The 17,463-nt window shown below is 45.5% G+C and carries 13 protein-coding genes; 2 read left to right on the forward strand and 11 right to left on the reverse strand.

The genetic code is table 11. From position 1 onward, the window contains the following. Positions 1-180: 180 nt before the first annotated feature. The 10 genes from ACO0LB_RS08015 to pstS form a co-directional block, all read right to left on the reverse strand. Positions 181-3,753 carry a PAS domain S-box protein gene (locus tag ACO0LB_RS08015; protein WP_423048256.1) on the reverse strand — a complete coding sequence of 1,191 codons (3,573 nt, stop codon included), beginning with the start codon at positions 3,751-3,753 and terminating at the stop codon, positions 181-183. Continuing rightward, positions 3,753-4,901, reverse strand: coding sequence for an FIST signal transduction protein (locus ACO0LB_RS08020; protein ID WP_423048258.1), 1,149 nt, complete (start codon positions 4,899-4,901; stop codon positions 3,753-3,755). The genes ACO0LB_RS08015 and ACO0LB_RS08020 overlap by 1 nt, the downstream gene beginning before the upstream one ends. Positions 4,902-5,089: 188 nt before the next feature. Further along, complete coding sequence (locus tag ACO0LB_RS08025) at positions 5,090-6,160, reverse strand: HD domain-containing phosphohydrolase (protein WP_423048260.1); 1,071 nt, start codon at positions 6,158-6,160, stop codon at positions 5,090-5,092. A gap of 272 nt (positions 6,161-6,432) precedes the next feature. Continuing rightward, complete coding sequence (phoR, locus tag ACO0LB_RS08030; protein WP_423048262.1) at positions 6,433-7,725, reverse strand: phosphate regulon sensor histidine kinase PhoR; 1,293 nt, start codon at positions 7,723-7,725, stop codon at positions 6,433-6,435. Between the two features lie 228 nt (positions 7,726-7,953). Beyond that, positions 7,954-8,640 carry a phosphate regulon transcriptional regulator PhoB gene (gene phoB / locus ACO0LB_RS08035; protein ID WP_423048264.1) on the reverse strand — a complete coding sequence of 229 codons (687 nt, stop codon included), beginning with the start codon at positions 8,638-8,640 and terminating at the stop codon, positions 7,954-7,956. 8 nt (positions 8,641-8,648) lie between these two features. Beyond that, positions 8,649-9,359 (reverse strand): phosphate signaling complex protein PhoU, encoded by a 711-nt coding sequence (phoU, locus tag ACO0LB_RS08040; protein WP_423048266.1) that lies wholly within the window; start codon positions 9,357-9,359, stop codon positions 8,649-8,651. A gap of 139 nt (positions 9,360-9,498) precedes the next feature. Then, complete coding sequence (gene pstB / locus ACO0LB_RS08045; protein ID WP_423048268.1) at positions 9,499-10,278, reverse strand: phosphate ABC transporter ATP-binding protein PstB; 780 nt, start codon at positions 10,276-10,278, stop codon at positions 9,499-9,501. 13 nt (positions 10,279-10,291) lie between these two features. After that, positions 10,292-11,164, reverse strand: a complete 873-nt coding sequence (gene pstA / locus ACO0LB_RS08050) for a phosphate ABC transporter permease PstA (protein ID WP_423048270.1) — start codon at positions 11,162-11,164, stop codon at positions 10,292-10,294. Further along, positions 11,164-12,123, reverse strand: a complete 960-nt coding sequence (gene pstC, locus ACO0LB_RS08055; RefSeq protein WP_423048397.1) for a phosphate ABC transporter permease subunit PstC — start codon at positions 12,121-12,123, stop codon at positions 11,164-11,166. Before pstC ends, pstA begins: the two co-directional genes overlap by 1 nt. A 192-nt stretch (positions 12,124-12,315) precedes the next feature. Continuing rightward, entirely contained in the window at positions 12,316-13,359 is a 1,044-nt protein-coding gene (gene pstS, locus ACO0LB_RS08060; RefSeq protein WP_423048272.1) for a phosphate ABC transporter substrate-binding protein PstS, read from the reverse strand. Positions 13,360-13,557: 198 nt separating this feature from the next. Between pstS and ppk1 the strand changes: the two genes are divergently transcribed. Together ppk1 and ACO0LB_RS08070 are read left to right on the forward strand one after the other, a co-directional pair. Next, complete coding sequence (ppk1, locus tag ACO0LB_RS08065; RefSeq protein ID WP_423048274.1) at positions 13,558-15,741, forward strand: polyphosphate kinase 1; 2,184 nt, start codon at positions 13,558-13,560, stop codon at positions 15,739-15,741. Further along, complete coding sequence (locus ACO0LB_RS08070) at positions 15,741-16,220, forward strand: SixA phosphatase family protein (protein WP_423048276.1); 480 nt, start codon at positions 15,741-15,743, stop codon at positions 16,218-16,220. Before ppk1 ends, ACO0LB_RS08070 begins: the two co-directional genes overlap by 1 nt. 362 nt (positions 16,221-16,582) lie before the next feature. Here ACO0LB_RS08070 and ACO0LB_RS08075 read toward each other — a convergent pair whose 3' ends face one another. After that, positions 16,583-17,458 carry a UDP-2,3-diacylglucosamine diphosphatase gene (locus tag ACO0LB_RS08075; protein ID WP_423048399.1) on the reverse strand — a complete coding sequence of 292 codons (876 nt, stop codon included), beginning with the start codon at positions 17,456-17,458 and terminating at the stop codon, positions 16,583-16,585. Positions 17,459-17,463 lie beyond the last annotated feature (5 nt).

Below are 17,463 nucleotides of genomic sequence, written 5' to 3' on the forward strand. Positions count from 1 at the left end.
AAATCAGATCACACTGTCTGCATTGCCCCCGGTGCAACTTATTCGCCGAGTTATTGTGCAAATTGTTGCGCGAACTATATCGTGGACTATTGAGTGGCCACTGATTCAGTTCATGAAGCCAGCAATGAACTCGTTTATTCGAGCCGTAAATCAGGCAAATGAACAAGCAAAATAGGCATATCAACCGTGCTCTGCGAGGTATTTTCTAAGGGAAGCATTCATTCTCTCCAGTTCACGCTGTAAATCCTGAGAGAGCTGAGCTACCTGGTCAAAATTATTACTTTTACCTTTATGTTCAAGTTCTTTTGCAAGCTCTTCCGCAGGCTGAGCATTGAAATTACCCACCAGACCTTTGATTGTATGTGCCGTGCGATGCAGTAACTCTGCATCATTGTTTTGCACCGCCTCATTCAATGAAGACAATTGTTTAGGGCAATCATCTAAAAAAGAATAACCGATGATACCAACGATCTCCAGATCGGCAGTTTGCAAAGCCTGCTCATAATCGTATTCAAGCATCTGATGTGACATTGTTGTTTGTACTGACAAGATATTTTCCATGTTATCCCCTGATGCAGGGTGCATATCCGATGTTTTTTTGCATTGGTGCAATAGTTCTCTTAAGCGCTCTGAATTGATCGGTTTAGATACATAATAATCCATTCCGGCATCAAGGCAACGTTCCCAATCTCCCTGCATTGCGTTGGCTGTCATGGCAATAATCGGGATATGTTGGCCATCCGTTTCTGCAGCGCGGATATGCTGTGTCGCTTCAACACCGCCCATTCCAGGCATTTGCATATCCATCAGGACAATATCGTAGGAGTTAGTTTTCAATTTATCCAGGGCCATCAAACCATTGTGAGCGACATCACTGGTATGCCCCCACTTAGCCAGTAATGATATAACCAGTTTCTGGTTTACAACATTATCATCCACAATGAGGATGTGCATGCTGTCTTCAAGCGCAATCACGTTATTGATTGATACTGCACTACCAACGGTCAGATGCTTCAAGTCATTAGCCAGAACAGTTTCGATCGCATACTGCAACTCATTCTGACTAACCGGCTTTCTGACGTACTCTTCGATACCAATCTCACGACATTGAATCGCATCTTCACTCGATGCAGCGGACGACAGCATGATCATTTTCTGTCCCTGAGACTCATGATCTGCACGGACAATTCTGGCGAACTCAAATCCATCCATACCCGGCATACATGCATCCAGCAAAATTACATCATAGGGCTGCTGTCTGTTTTTTGCCTGAGCCACCAAATCCAAAGCAATGGTGGCGGATTCCGCCAATATTGGAATCATTTTCCAATTTTTAACGGTGTCGTAAAAAAAGTGACGGTTGACTGCGTTGTCATCAACAATCAATACCGTACGCCCTGTCAGGCTGATAGGCATATGTTCCGCGAGTTGTTGATGACTTATCCCAAGGCGTATAGTGAAGTAAAACGTACTGCCTGTACCCACTTCACTGGTGACTTTCAAGATGCCCTGCATACTTTGAACCAGGCGCGAGGAAATGGTCAATCCAAGTCCGGTACCGCCATAGCGCCGGGTGGTAGAAGCATCCGCCTGACTGAAAGCATCAAATATACTGTTAAGTTTTTCTGGTGGAATACCAATCCCGCGGTCGGTAACGGCAAAATAAATATCAATATCCTCACCCGATGCATGCGCGATCTGCACATCAAGCGTAATAGCGCCATGTTCACTGAATTTGATGGCATTACCAACAAGATTAGTAATAACTTGTCGCAAGCGTCCTGGATCACCAGTCAACATTGATGGTAATTTGGGGTCAATTTTATAGACCAGCTCTATACCTTTTTCAGCAGCGCGGACGGACATTGCCTTTAAAGTTGCGGCGATCAGTTCACGCAGGGGAAAATCAATTTTTTCAAGAACAACCTTACCGGATTCGATTTTAGAAAAGTCCAGAATATCGTTAATAATGCCAAGTAAAGAATACGCGGACAATTTAACCAATTCTAAATACTCGCGCTGATCAGGCTCCAGAGACGTATCCAGAGCCAGTTCAGTCATCCCAATAATGCCGTTCATCGGTGTTCTGATTTCGTGGCTCATGGTCGCGAGAAATTCACTCTTGGCCTTATTCGCAGCTTCAGCGCCTTCTTTTGCCTTGATCAATGCAATCTCAGCATGTTTGCGCTCAGTAATATCGCGGCACGAACCATAGAAACTGCCGTCGGGCAATAATGCTGCATTCATTTCTACTGCAACGACGTCGCCATTTTTTTTCAATAAGCGTATCTCTTCCCGCACCAGCTTATTGTTAAGAATATTCGGTAAAAATTGCACGCGTGCAGCTGACCTATGCTCCGGAGGTAACAACTGATACATATTCATGCCAATTAGTTCATCACGCGTATAGCCAAGCATACTGACCGCAAGATCATTCACATATGTCCATGACTCATTAGATGAAGCAACAAACACGGCATCAGCTGCATTATCCAGCAGCATTCTTTGCTTGGTTTCACTTTCCCGTAATGCATTATCTGCCGCGATACGCGACGTAATATTCTGAAAAGCAGCCACCGATCCGACGATCTGACCGCCTTCCATAATAGGAGACGCCACAATTGATACTGGAAATAAGTACCCCGATTTATGCTGAAAATATTCAAGATCAGAGCGATAAACGCGTCCCTCCAGAATCGCATGATTCAACTCGCAATTGCCCGACGAAACATACGATCCATCAGGCTTAATTGAATGAATCATGTCGTGCAAATGTTTTCCGGACAGTTCTGCCAGAGTCCAGCCCAGTATTTTTTCTGCTTCTGCATTGACGAAAGTACATACGCCATTGGCATCGAGAGTGTAGACCCCTTCGCCAAGGGTATTCATGATATTTTGCAACAACAGCTGGCTAGATTGTATTTCCTCTCTCAGCAACAACTGCTCAGTAATATCGGTACGGATGGAAACAATCTGATACGGCTTGTTATCAGCATCCATAAACGGGACAATCGTTGCACTGGTCCAGTAAAAACTACCATCCTTTGTACGATTGCGAATTTCTCCATGCCACACCTTGCCCTGCAAAATGACGCCCCACATCGCCGCGAAAAATTCTTTGGAATGCAATCCTGAATTGACCACGCGATGGTTTTGTCCCAATAATTCCTCTCGTGAAAACTGACTGATCTCACAAAATTTATCATTGGCATAAATAATGATGCCGTTAGCATCCGTAATACTCACGATACCGTGCTGGTCCAGTGCAAATTGCTGCTTTTTAATTGCAGACAAGGCTTTTTCCAGCTCACTGCGCGTACTGAGCAATTCATTGACAAGACCCGACAAAACATGACTGACATGCTCAATACTGTCGTCTGTCTCCGTTGCTTGCAGTATTTCATTTTGTTGCCCTAACTGGGCGAGCAACTGGCTGACCGTGCGCTTCAGTGTGAGCAATACCTGGCTGCGGCGATCTGCGTTCTGACGCAAGGTTTCATTGGCCTGACTAAGTTCATTCGAACTCAATTCCAGGCTGCGCTTCCCCAGTTCCAGATCGCGATCTGCCTGCTGATATGACTCGTCAACTTGTATGAAATACTCTCGCATTCCTTTGAGCATTGCACCAGCAGCAGGACTCAGGGTGCCCGTACCAGACAATGTCTCTAATTCAGTCAGAACAGCGTGCAGCTGCGACTCATTCTGGATGCCGAAGAGCCTTTTGTACTGGCGCAAAGACAGCTTGTGTGTCATTAATTTTTCTCTGCCAGATAAGTGATGGTCATCGTCTGATTATGCAGATTGCACTGCTGTAATTTGTAAGCTGGCGCAATTTCACCATTAGAATAAAAACCACAGAGCATTGTATTGGAGCCCAACATTTCCTGTACAGCTTCGACTTCATCATCAACTCTGCCGCCCATCACTAATTTACGCCCTACACAGCTGACCAGCAAGGCAAGCGCCTGTCCTGAGAACGCACCGATGTCATCCATCACGGCCTGCGCAGCAGTCTCTGCGCCACTGACAAGATCATTTGTATGCGCATGCATCAGACGCAAATATCCGTCAGGATTAATCGCACCGGCCATGATCAAGCTGCCATCGTTCTCATTAACACCTAAAATAGTTCTTATCTGTCCTAAGGATTCGCGCAGATCTGTCAGCATTTCAAAAGGAAACAATAACCCTGACCCTGGCAAATCTTTGGCATATTCGCCAAGATAACGCTTATAAACGTCAAGTGCAGGAGTGCCATCAAGTTCGTAAAGAATATTACCGACACAGCGAGTCACCTTGCGAGTTGGACCAAAAGGTTTCCAGCCACCGAAACTACCATGTGCAAACATCAGGCTGTTACCTTCAAAACCAACAGCAACAATATCGTTCGTTGATATGCCCTGATTTGACAATGTGAATGTCTTACTGAAAGCACCATTGTCTCCAGCAAGCCCGCCGCTTACAGCAATCGTATTCCCCAACACGCTCACTAAGCCATCAATCAAGGCGGTACCGTTGATATGCACTCCTTGCCCAAACAAAAGCACTGACTTTAACGTTGGGCTCTTTAGCTTACGCGCTAAAGCAACGCCAGCATCGAATGACGTTTCCATGCTTTCAAGCTGTGCCGTAACAACGTTGAAGTGTGCCTCTGCAAAACGAATCGCAGTAACGACGGTAGAGCGATTAGTGACACCTGTAGCAGAAATTTCACCTGCAGTAGTGCACCCAACGCACTGCGCCTCAGGAAAATACTGTCGGAGTTCAGCCGCCAACGAGGTATCAGCAAAATGTGCGACATCACCAAAAACGAATACCAACTGAGGATCAATACCCTGTAACTGACCTAACAAATGGAAATCCTCAGGAATATTTTTCAACACTATCTGGGCTATGTTCATATACCGTCCTTAAGGTGGCTTGGGTAACATCGTACGTAATAAAATGTATGGAAAGCAATGAAGCGTATTGGTACTTAATGCATTAACTCAACCGGAGCAAAGCAAACCAAGTGCTAAACATATGCGTATTGCTGCGATCCGGAAATGGCGTGTGTGATTTGAAGCCAACAGATAACAAGTGGCCAGAATTATGATTCAAGACCAGCGTGCGTTTGCTGCTCATCCTCTGTATAAGTGGATTTAATCTGGATGATCTCATCCCAGCGTGCCATGAACGCGTCGACACAACGAGGGTCAAAGTGTTTGCCCGAACCTTCTTTTAAAAAAGCGATTGCTTTTTCTGTGTCCCAGGCAAGCTTGTACGGGCGCTCAGAAGTCAGTGCATCAAACACATCGGCTACTGCAACGATTCTGGCAAACAAAGGAATATCATCCCCTGCCAGCCCTTTCGGATAGCCACTTCCATCAAACTTTTCATGATGAGCCAAGGCAATCACTGCACCTGCATTCAGCATTTCAGACTGACTTCCCGCCAAAATGTCGTAACCCAGCGTAGTGTGTTTTTTCATGATGGTAAATTCATCGTCAGTCAGCTTGCCGGGCTTGAGCAAGATATGGTCAGGAATACCAACCTTCCCGATATCATGCATCGGCGCTGCTTCCAGAAGTAACTGCTGATCCTCTTCAGAAAGACCAAGTTGGCTGGCAATAATGCGAGAATAATTGGCCATGCGAATAATATGTGCCCCCGTTTCAGGATCACGCGAATCTGCGGCTTTGGACAAACGTAAAATTGTTTCCCGTTCACGCGCTCGTATTTCTGCTGTTGCTTTTTCTACTTCAGAATCAAGCCAGCTGGCACGATCTTCAAGAAAACGCTGACTGCGACGCAGTGCCAGCATATTCTTAGTTCGCGCAAGGAATTCGATTTTATCGATAGGTTTAATCAGAAAATCGTTCGCACCAACATCCAGAGCTTCATAACGTAATTCGAGCTCGTCATTGGCCGTAATCATCAGCACAGGAATATCCTGACAGCGCGGTTGCTGGCGAAACAGGCGAATGAAATCAACCCCGTTCATACTGGGCATCATATAGTCCACCATCACCAGATCTGGCACATTGGAACCGCACCAGGAAAGCGCAGCCTCAGGCTCAAGAAAACTGATGGATTTACAGCGATCTAACTTATCTAAAAGACGGCAAAGCAAGGTGATATTGATTTGCGCATCATCCAGCACCAAAACGTTCATTTCCATTGAACATTTCCTCAAAAATGAAGGTATCGCATGGTATTCGTACGCATCCATGCTGTATCAATTTTGAGTGTAACGTATTTAAAGGTGAAGGCAAGACAGTGCCAGAATTTTTCTTCGCAGAATCCGGTCAATCCGCTAATCTTAACAAGTATTAACAAATCAACTCTGTTTCAACACAACAATATGACAGCTTATCCCTGTCATTATTGATGTTATTGAAATATTAAATAAGTATTAATATATCTACTACGCTTGATGATAATTCTTAATCATTACTCTACTACTGCGCTTGCGGGAAATTGCACCCAGAATTTACTACCGACATTCGGCGTAGATTCGATATGCAAATGGGAGTGATGTCGTAACAATACATGCTTGACGATTGCCAAGCCGAGTCCGGTTCCCTGCGTTTCTCTGGAACGACTCTTGTCAACACGGTAAAAACGCTCGGTCAACCGGGAAATATGTTCAGCACTGATACCAATACCGTTATCTTCAACAATAAATTTAGGTCCTTGGGTAGCAGGTAACCAGCGCAGTTGTATCTTCCCATGTTCAGGGGTATAACGAATTGCATTCGTGACCAGATTTGTCAATGCGCTGCGAATTTCATCGGTACTACCACGAATATCGGGGCCATTGCATTCCAGTGTCACTTCATGACGTCCACCTGACAACGCATTTGCTTCTTGCAATATCTGCTCCAATAGTCCGCGCATATTAATGCGATCTGGACGTAATGGATGATCTACCGATTCAAGGCGAGTTAGCGTGAGCATATCGTCAACCAGACGCTGCATGCGCTCGCCCTGCTCAGTCATCAGTTTAATGTGAGCATTGCGGGTTGCAATATCAAGATCTGGCTGCATCGCTGCGATCTCCAGAAAGCCGTTAATGACTGTCAGAGGAGTACGTAATTCATGAGAGGCATTTGCAATAAAGTCTCTGCGCATCATGTCAATGCGCTCCGACTCAGTCACATCATGTGTGACCAGAATCTGTCTACGATTTTCAAATGGAATAATATGGGCAATTAATTTTCTGTCTCTGAAAGACAGCGTCAATGGCGTTTCGTAGCGACCAAGAATGATGTAATCAATAAATTCGGGGCTTCTTACCAGATTGGTGACACGCATCCCCTTATCCTGTGCAAGGCTCAGTCCCATATGACGCTCAGCAGAAGGGTTGCACCATTCAAGGAACAATACATCATCCATAATCACCACACCATCAGGCAATAAGGTCATCGCTTGTCTGAAGCGTGCCAACCACTCCGTCAGTTCGGCCTGGTTTTTTTCATCGCCGCGTCGCATTTTGTATAAACGCGAAAAGATATCAGTCCATGCTCCCCAACCATCCGGCAAACGAGCACTCGCCGGATGATCTAACCATTCGGACAATCGTTGCAGATAAGAGAGTTGCACGATGAAAAGAACGCACATTCCCAGAAACCCAAGCAACAGGCCATAAACCATGCCCCACATATAACAGGCGAACACCGTGGCAAGTACAACCAGCGCGACACGTACCAGTGCAGAAGTCCAAAAAATAAGACGTGGAGACATCAATAATCCTGATTAATTGCGGAATGACAACAATACGATAATGGCATATTTGTTATGTTAAGCTGATAACATGCAGTATTAGACGGCGACCACCAGAGACACAGGAAAGCGCAGATAAGATCTGACATCTTGGTGTGCAAAAAGAGACGGGAGCACACAATAGCGCAGTATCAATGATGCGATGGGAAAAACATCTGGCTACTCGTGCGCTAACCGCTTGAATGTGAATTATTTTTCTGAAAGCATGTAACCAACACTACGTACCGTCTTGATCAGCGACTCTGAGGTTTTCAGTACCTTACGCAAGCGCAACACGTGCACATCAACCGTGCGCTCTTCGATCACGACATGGTCGCCCCATACTTTATCGAGCAACTGACTGCGAGAAAATACGCGCTCGGGGTGCGCCATAAAAAATTTCAATAATTTGTATTCGGCGTGACCAATATCCACTTTCTGATCATCAATTTTGACTGTACAGCTGACAGGATCTAATACAACAGAACCAACGGCTAATGCAGTCTGTGCGTGCTCAGGGCTTTTACGACGCAATAAAGCTTTAATGCGCGCCGTCAACTCACGTGGGGAAAAAGGCTTGGTCACATAATCATCGGCCCCATGATCGAGTCCGGCAATCTTGTCTTCCTCCATGCTTTTTGCAGTCAGCATGATGACGGGAATTTCATTAAACTGACGGTCAGAACGTATTTTAGATAACAAACGCAAGCCGCTCTGATCAGGCAACATCCAGTCAAGCAAAATAAGTTGCGGAGTACGACGCTGAACAAAATCCCAAGCCTCTGCCGTATTGTTTACTGCAAATGTGTTCCATCCTGCCGCGCGCAGCGTGAAGCTGACCAGCTCCACAATTGCCGGCTCATCTTCTACTATCAATATTGTTGTATCAGCAGCCATTATCGTTATTAGTTTTGTTGTTCCTGTTTCGTCGCGACATAATCTGAGTGACGAATGTCTCTGCCTTCAACGATATAAATCGTATGTTCGGCAATATTTTTTGCATGATCACCAATACGCTCAATTGCTTTTGCTACCCACAAAGCATCCAGCGAAGAAGAAATAGTGCTTGGATCTTCCATCATGAAAGTGATCAGATTACGCATAATGGAGCGGAAGTCGTTATCAACGATAGCATCCTGCGCAATCAGTTGAACGGCTTTCGTCTGATCCAGACGTGCAAATGCATCCAGAGCCTGATGCAACATATCTGCTACGCCATGTGCGAGCACACGCACAGTTTCGTAGCCGCTGAACATTGCCAGATTATGTTTGCTGGCATGTGCGTCACGAGCGATACGTGCAATTTTGGTTGATTCATCACCGATGCGTTCAAGATCAGTAATTACTTTACCCGTTGCCACTACCGTACGTAAATCGTTAGCAGCCGGCTGACGCTTAACAATCAGATGACTACACATATCGTCCAGACTGACTTCCAAACGATTCACTTCCAGATCCGATAAAATGACGGCTTCTGCCTGTTCGACATTTCCAGTCCGAAAACATGACATCGCATCGTGGAAATGGCTCTCAACCAATCCGCCCATCAACAGAACTTTGGAGCGTATGGTCTCCAGATCCATGTCATATTGTTTTGAAGAGTGTTCGCCAGTCACAATGTTTCTCCTGAATTCGCTGTCGTAAAAGTGTAAAACGTCTTGAATAAGTAAAGTGAACTACCATTGATAACAATATCAACAGATCACCATTTTCATGCATACCTTACGGCATGCAATATCTTGGACAAAACGTTTGTTAGCCAAAACGGCCAGTGATGTAATCTTGTGTTTCTTTTTTCACAGGGTTCATGAAGATATGATCAGTTTCGCCAAACTCGACCAACTCACCCAGATACATATAGGCCGTATAGTCTGAGCAGCGCGCAGCCTGCTGCATATTATGGGTAACGATCGCGATCGTGTAGTCTTCTTTCAACTCATTGATCAGCTCTTCAATTTTCACTGTAGAAATAGGATCAAGGGCGGATGTCGGTTCATCCAGCAACAGTACTTCCGGGCGAACAGAAACACCACGTGCGATACACAGGCGCTGCTGCTGACCACCAGATAAACTCAGGCCACTCTTATTGAGTTTATCTTTAACTTCTGTCCAGATCGCTGCTTTTTTCAGTGCCCATTCAACACGTTCATCCATCTCACCTTTGGATAAATTCTCATACAGGCGCACACCAAAAGCGATATTGTCATAAACAGACATAGGAAACGGTGTCGGCTTCTGGAACACCATGCCAACTCTGGCGCGCAACAGATTGATATCCTGATCAGCATCCAGAATGTTTTTACCGTTGTACATGATTTTTCCTTCGGCGCGTTGGCCTGGATACAAATCATACATACGGTTTAACGTACGCAATAAAGTAGATTTTCCGCAACCGGAAGGACCGATAAAAGCAGTCACTTTTTTATCGTAAATATTCAACTTGATATCGCGCAGGCTACGGGTAGCACCGTAGAAAAAATTCAGCCCGTCGATCTCGATTGCTGTCTTTTGTGGATTCGCTTGTGGAGTAGTCATATCGATATTCGGATTAATGCTGTGTTTTTTGGTTAAACAAAGTACGCGATAAAATATTCAGACCCAGAACACTGAACGTGATCAGCAAAGCACCGCCCCACGCCAGATCGCGCCAGTTATCATAAGGACTCATCGCAAATTGATAAATCACCACTGGCAGGTTAGCCATAGGCTTATTCATGTTGCCGTTAAAGAATTGGTTATTGAGTGCAGTGAACAACAACGGCGCTGTTTCACCTGAAATACGCGCTACTGCCAGCAAAATACCCGTAGTAACACCTGCTTTTACAGCACGCAATCTGACCAGTAATGCAACTTTCCAGCGCGGAGCACCGAGTGCAAATGCTGCTTCACGCAAACTTGCCGGAACCAGACCAAGCATGTTGTCAGTAGTGCGTACTACCACGGGGATAGCAATCAGAGAGATGGCAATGCTGCCAGCCCAACCAGAGAAATGTCTCACATTCGCTACATAAATTGCATACACAAACAGGCCAATCACAATCGATGGTGCTGACAACATGATGTCGGTCACGAAACGAGTCACGCTGCCGAACAAACTTTTATCGCCATATTCAGCCAGATAAATTCCTGCAAGAATACCAATCGGCGTTGAAATTAATGCAGCACAGGCAACCATGACAAAGCTACCAAAAATCGCATTCATCAAACCACCGCCGTCACTACCAGGAGCTGGGGTTGATTCTGTGAACATCGAAATACTAATCGCAGAAAAACCTTTGAGTAACAGCGTGAACAAAATCCACATCAGGAAAAACACACCCAACGCCATCGCCAAAGAAGACAGGGTGATGCCGATTTTATGTCTGAGCAATCGCATGCGGTAGACTGGATTACTTGCTGATTGCATTGTTGAATTTTCCATTATTTAGCACCTTCTTTTCTACTCAAACCCAGCAGCAATAATTTCGCAGCGGACAACACAACAAAGGTAATCACAAACAGAATCAGACCAAGTAAAAATAGTGAGGATGTGTGCAGTACTGTCTCGGCTTCAGCAAACTCATTCGCGAGTGTAGAGGCAATACTATTACCCGCAGCAAACAGCGACCAAGACAACTGGTGAGCATTACCAATCACGAAAGTAATCGCCATTGTTTCACCCAAGGCACGACCTAATCCCAGCATTACGCCACCCACAACACCGATTTTGGTATATGGCAATACAATTTTGCGAACAACTTCCCATTTAGTGCAACCCAGTCCGTAAGCGGACTCCTTCAATACCGGCGGCACTACTTCAAATACGTCACGCATGACGGATGAAATAAACGGGATAATCATAATCGCCAAAATCACACCGGCAGACAAAATACCAATACCGATCATCGGGCCGGAAAACAGCACGCCAATGACAGGTAACTTACCGATGGTGGACGCCAGAGCTGGCTGCACATATTCTGCGAACAAAGGAGCAAAAACAAACAGCCCCCACATGCCGTAGATAATACTTGGCACACCTGCCAACAATTCAATTGCGGTACCTAGAGGGCGCTTAAGCCATGGCGGACAAATTTCAGTCAGAAATAATGCGATACCAAAACTAACAGGGAAAGCGATGAGCAAAGCAATAATCGACGTAGCTAATGTCCCGACGATCGCAATCATGCCACCGTACTTGTCATTGACCGGATCCCATTCGATCGTCGTAATAAATTTAAAGCCGAACTCCTGCATCGCAGGCATTGCGCGCAAAAACAAAGAAGCAATAATGCCGAGTAAAACGACCAGAACAAATGCCGCGAAACTCAGGGTCAGCTTATGAAAAAAGAAATCTTGCCACCGCTGGCGGCGCATCACAGCAAGCATATTCACATTATTCATCTGTGAAGATGGAGAAGATGATTGGTTTGCAGCTGTAGGTATTGCAGTTGGTGAAGTCATGGTGACGGAGGACATTGGGGTAGGCATAGGTGTCATTTCCACCGGAAGGTAGCCCAGTTATTCTACCGGGCTACCTCAATCAACATTATTTTCGACACTCTGCTGCCGAAAACTATTTTTTAAAACAAGGTATTACCAGATTGCTTTACCAGAAGCGTCTTTTACTTTTGCTTTCCAGCCATCTTCAATCAATTTCACTACTGGTGCTGGCAAGGAAACATATTCCAACTCTGTTGCCATTGCACCGCCGTTTTTGAAAGCCCAGTCAAAGAATTTCAACACTTCTTTGCCTTTTTCTGCGTCAGCCTGTGCCTTATGGATCAGGATGAAGGAAGCACCTGTCACAGGCCATGTGATTTTACCTGGCTGATTCGTCAGCACCAGATACATACCTGGCGCTTTAGACCAATCTGCACCAGCTGCAGCTGCCTTGAAGTTTTCATCATCTGGCTCAGCAAACTGACCATCAGCATTTTTCAATAAGGTGTAAGTCATTTTGTTCTTTTTAACATAAGCGTATTCCACGTAACCAATGGAATTCTTGATACGCTGTACGTTAGCCGCAACGCCTTCGTTGCCTTTACCGCCCAAACCAACTGGCCACTTCACTGCTGTAGATGCACCAACAGCAGTTTTGAAGTCAGCATTTACTTTGCTCAAATAATCAGTCCACAGGAACGTAGTACCAGAACCATCAGAACGATGTACAACTGTAATATCTTCTGCTGGCAGTTTCATGCCTGGGTTGATCGCAGCGATTTCTGCAGCATTCCATTTTGTAATTTTGCCCATGAAAATAGCGGCCAGAACATCGCCAGTCATTTTCATTTTACCTGGAGCGATTCCATCCAGATTTACTACCGGAACCACACCACCGATAATTGCAGGAAACTGCACCAAACCTTCAGCATCCAGTTCTTCTGCTTTCAAGGGCATATCAGATGCACCGAAATCAACTGTTTTCGCTTTGATCTGCTTGATACCACCACCGGAACCGATGGATTGATAGTTCAGACCATTACCCGTAGATTTTTTGTAGGCTTCGGCCCATTTAGCATAAATCGGGTATGGGAAAGTCGCGCCTGCGCCAGTGATATCTGCAGCATGAGCGACTGAGAAAGAGACAGCAACGCCGACTGCGGCGATCAGGGATGTTACGACACGTTTGATTTGCATGTTCACCTCAGAGTTAAATTACATGTATTCACTACTACGTGCCGCACTCTACAACCCAATTATGACAAGATCATGACGGAGAATCCAATTCATGAAATAATTAGTATTTATACCATTTTTTACGTCATAAACCCGTCATAAAACGCGAATAGAATTAGACTACATATATATGACAGCGTTTATGACATCCGGAGCATCATGCAAAACCAAGAAGATACCATTTCAGCGCAAAATAACGATCAACAAAAAACTGCTTCACTTTCTGATAGCAAGGTTGAAGCACACTCATCGAAGGTGAGTACCGCTGAATTTTCACGTAATGTCATGTTCCTTGACAGAGAAATGTCACAAATCGCCTTTAACTGGCGGGTACTCGCGCAAGCAGAAGATAAGACCATTCCTTTGCTGGAGCGTTTGCGTTATCTGTGTATTGTTGGCAGTAATCTGGATGAATTTTTTGAAGTCCGTGTAGCCAGTCTGCTGGCACAAAACACGGTAGATGGCGAACTGGTTCAACATCCTGCATTTCAGGCGACTTTAAAGCGTATCAGTAAAGAGTGTCATGAATTGGCGCAAAGACAATATGAGCTATTGAATCAGGAAATTCTTCCTCAATTGTCAAAAAAAGGGATCCATCTTCTCCGTCATTCCGAGCGCAATGAAGCTCAACGTGCATGGGTCAAGGAATATTTTGATCGCGAAGTTCGGCCACTATTGACACCGATCGGACTGGATCCCGCGCATCCGTTTCCTCAGGTAGTCAATAAAAGTCTGAATTTTATCGTTTCATTAGCAGGAAAAGATGCATTTGGTCGTGGCACTGGCATTGCCATTGTGAAGGCACCACGCGTTTTACCAAGGATCATCCGTTTGCCGGATGAACTTTCTGATGGTGGCACATCATTTTGCTTATTGTCATCCGTCATACACTCGCATATCGCTGATCTGTTTAATGGTCGTGATGTGATCAACTACTCACAGTTCCGTGTAACGCGCGACAGTGATCTTTGGGTAGACGAAGAAGAAGTCAAAAATTTACGCCAGGCACTGCAAGGCGAATTACAAACACGGCAATTTGGTGCCGCCGTCCGGCTTGAAGTAGCAAAAAATTGTCCGGAAGATTTGTCCCGCTTTTTGCTAGAACAATTCTCACTGGATAGTGATCGTCTTTATCCAGTTGACGGCCCTGTAAATATGGTGCGTCTGGGTGAATTGGTTGATCATATCAAACAACCATCGCTACGGTTTCCGCCGTTCTCAGCAAAAGCGATAGTTAAATATGCGCATGCAGATATTTTTACATTACTGCGCAAACAAGACATTCTGTTGCATCACCCATTCCAGCCATTTCAGACAGTCATTGATTTTATCCGCTCTGCATCGCAAGATCCTAGTGTCGTTGCCATTAAACAAACCATTTACAGAACAGGGATGAATTCTGATCTGATGGAGTCACTGATTACCGCAGCACGTCTGGGCAAAGAAGTCACGGTGATCGTAGAACTGATGGCTCGTTTTGACGAAGAAGCGAATATTAATTGGGCCGATAAACTTCAACGTGCCGGCGCACAGGTAGTGTACGGCGTCGTCGGTTTAAAAACTCACGCAAAACTGGCGTTAGTGATTCGCCGTGAAGAGGGCGGTCTATTACGCCATTATGCCCATATGGGAACAGGGAATTACCATCCCTCCACAACCCGTTTTTATACTGATTTCGGTTTATTGACGGCACATCCGGGTATTGCAGCAGAGGTGAATGAGGTGTTCATTCACCTGACAGGTCTGACCAAACCGAAAAAACTCGATTATCTGTGGTTAGCGCCATTTGCACTGCAACCGCAAATTATTAAAGCGATTCGCAATGAAGCACGCATTGCGCGCGAAGGGCGTCCTGCACGTATCATCGCTAAGATGAATGCGTTGCTAGATGAGTCAGTGATCCGTGCGTTGTATGCCGCTTCAGCAGATGGTGTCAAAATTGATCTGATCATCCGCGGTGCCTGCGCGTTGCGCCCAGGAGTTCCTGGCTTATCCGAAAATATTCGTGTACGTTCTATCATCGGACGTTTCCTTGAGCATAGCCGTATTTATTACTTCCGGAATGACCTTGCGCACGACGTTCATATGGCAAGCGCCGATTGGATGAATCGCAATCTTTTCCGTCGTATTGAAGTCGCCTTCCCAGTGCTGGAAAAGTCACTTAAAAAACGCGTGATTACAGAAGGCTTGGATCCTTATCTCAAAGATAACGTGAATGCATGGACCTTGGACTCTGATGGTCAGTACGAACGCAAAAAGGCACGCCTGAAACAACCTCGTTTTTGCGCACAACAATATCTGATGCAACAACTGGGATCACTTTCAGCACCTGAAGAGGAATAATGGATTTAATACTCTGGCGCCACGCGGAAGCGGAAATAGCAAGTGCGGATACCGATGACCTTGCTCGCAAGCTAACCGGCAAAGGTATCAAACAAGCCAACAAAATTGCCTATTGGTTAGATAGCACGCTACCCGACAGTTGCCGGATACTTGCAAGTCCATCGGTGCGCACCAGAGAGACTATGGCTGCATTGGAAAACTATGGTCGCAAGTGCAAATTTTTACCCGAATTAGGGCCAGATGCCACGGCAAGCGCCATATTGCAGGCCGCCAACTGGCCCAATAGCAGGGAACCGGTGTTGATCATTGGGCATCAACCTTATCTGGGGCAAGTCGTCGCAGAATGCCTGGATACACCTATGCAGGAATACAGTGTGCGCAAAGGTAATATTTGGTGGATTACTCAGAAATTGAATGAAGCACAAACCTTTAACACTTACCTGAAGGCAATTATTCCTCCTGATCTGGTCATCCGGTAAGGATGATTTTCATGCCAATTTTTAAATAGAACAAGACTAGGCAGGACGAACCATCAAGCTGTACAAACGACGTTATGATTCGTCCGTACTTCTTCACTTCATGCATTGCCAGGATAAATGGTAGCGTTATAGAAAGTCGATGATAGAGGCGCGGTCAACTGATGAGTGAAATCCGATATCAAAAGGCAAGGTCACTACTGCCCAAATTTGAATGAAATAACTTCGCCCTCAAAACGTCTCCGATGCCGCAACTAGCTCATTTATACAGCATCTCGAAGTACTAAATATGGAGCAAAACACACGGTTGTTAATCAGTCACCATATCGTAATCACTGCCTCACAATCGCCATATCGACAACAAATTATCCAGTAACAACGCTGACCTCTAATTCAGCATCTGCTTCTGTTTCGAGCTCGTGACGGTCACGGGCATGCTGAGATTGATAAACGATATCATGCCAGGTGACCAACTTTAATTCTCCCTGCTCATCCTCCACCAAAGCAGATAAACTCTCTACCCAATCACCGTCGTTGCAGTAAAGAATACCGTTGATATCACGAATTTCTGGCTTGTGAATATGTCCGCAAATGATGCCGTCAACGCCTTTTCTGCGCGCCTCATCAGCGAGTGCATCTTCAAACTGCGTAATGTAACTGACCGCATTTTTTACTTTTAATTTCAAATATTGCGATAGCGACCAATACGGCAAACCCGCGCGTGCGCGCCAGTTATTAAAAACCTGATTAAACTTCAAAATTACGGTATACAAGCTATCGCCGACATAGGCCAGCCACTTAGCGCAGGCAATCACGCCATCGAAGCGATCGCCGTGCAATACCAACATACGCTTGCCATTCGCCGTGGTATGCACCAGTTCATCTCTGACCTTGATACCACCAAAATCGAGATCGATAAACTGGCGTATCGATTCATCGTGATTGCCGGGAACGAAAATCACATTCGTCCCTTTTTTAGCTTTTTTCAATACCGTCTGCACGACGTTATTGTGCGTCTGATCCCAATACCAACGGCGCTTTAATTGCCAGCCATCAATGATATCGCCCACCAGATACAAAGTTTCCGATTCGGTTGCCCGTAAAAATTCCAGCAGCTTAGCTGCTTGGCAGCCGCTGGTTCCCAAATGTAAATCCGAAATCCATATCGTCCGGAATCGGGTCACTTCCTTTTTCCCGGATTTATGTAATTTGCGATTCAGGAACTGATCAGCGGGCTTCACATTCA

The sequence above is a fragment of the Undibacterium sp. SXout7W genome, assembly GCF_049339385.1.
In the GTDB taxonomy this organism is placed as follows: domain Bacteria; phylum Pseudomonadota; class Gammaproteobacteria; order Burkholderiales; family Burkholderiaceae_D; genus Undibacterium.

What these genes read in the sequence shown, in the direction of transcription:
- ACO0LB_RS08015 (WP_423048256.1), bottom strand. Translation starts at nt 3,753, where the DNA reads ATGACACACAAGCTGTCTTTGCGCCAGTACAAAAGGCTCTTCGGCATC.
- ACO0LB_RS08020 (WP_423048258.1), bottom strand. Translation starts at nt 4,901, where the DNA reads ATGAACATAGCCCAGATAGTGTTGAAAAATATTCCTGAGGATTTCCAT.
- ACO0LB_RS08025 (WP_423048260.1), bottom strand. Translation starts at nt 6,160, where the DNA reads ATGGAAATGAACGTTTTGGTGCTGGATGATGCGCAAATCAATATCACC.
- phoR (WP_423048262.1), bottom strand. Translation starts at nt 7,725, where the DNA reads ATGTCTCCACGTCTTATTTTTTGGACTTCTGCACTGGTACGTGTCGCG.
- phoB (WP_423048264.1), bottom strand. Translation starts at nt 8,640, where the DNA reads ATGGCTGCTGATACAACAATATTGATAGTAGAAGATGAGCCGGCAATT.
- pstB (WP_423048268.1), bottom strand. Translation starts at nt 10,278, where the DNA reads ATGACTACTCCACAAGCGAATCCACAAAAGACAGCAATCGAGATCGAC.
- pstA (WP_423048270.1), bottom strand. Translation starts at nt 11,164, where the DNA reads ATGGAAAATTCAACAATGCAATCAGCAAGTAATCCAGTCTACCGCATG.
- pstC (WP_423048397.1), bottom strand. Translation starts at nt 12,123, where the DNA reads ATGAATAATGTGAATATGCTTGCTGTGATGCGCCGCCAGCGGTGGCAA.
- pstS (WP_423048272.1), bottom strand. Translation starts at nt 13,359, where the DNA reads ATGCAAATCAAACGTGTCGTAACATCCCTGATCGCCGCAGTCGGCGTT.
- ppk1 (WP_423048274.1), top strand. Translation starts at nt 13,558, where the DNA reads ATGCAAAACCAAGAAGATACCATTTCAGCGCAAAATAACGATCAACAA.
- ACO0LB_RS08070 (WP_423048276.1), top strand. Translation starts at nt 15,741, where the DNA reads ATGGATTTAATACTCTGGCGCCACGCGGAAGCGGAAATAGCAAGTGCG.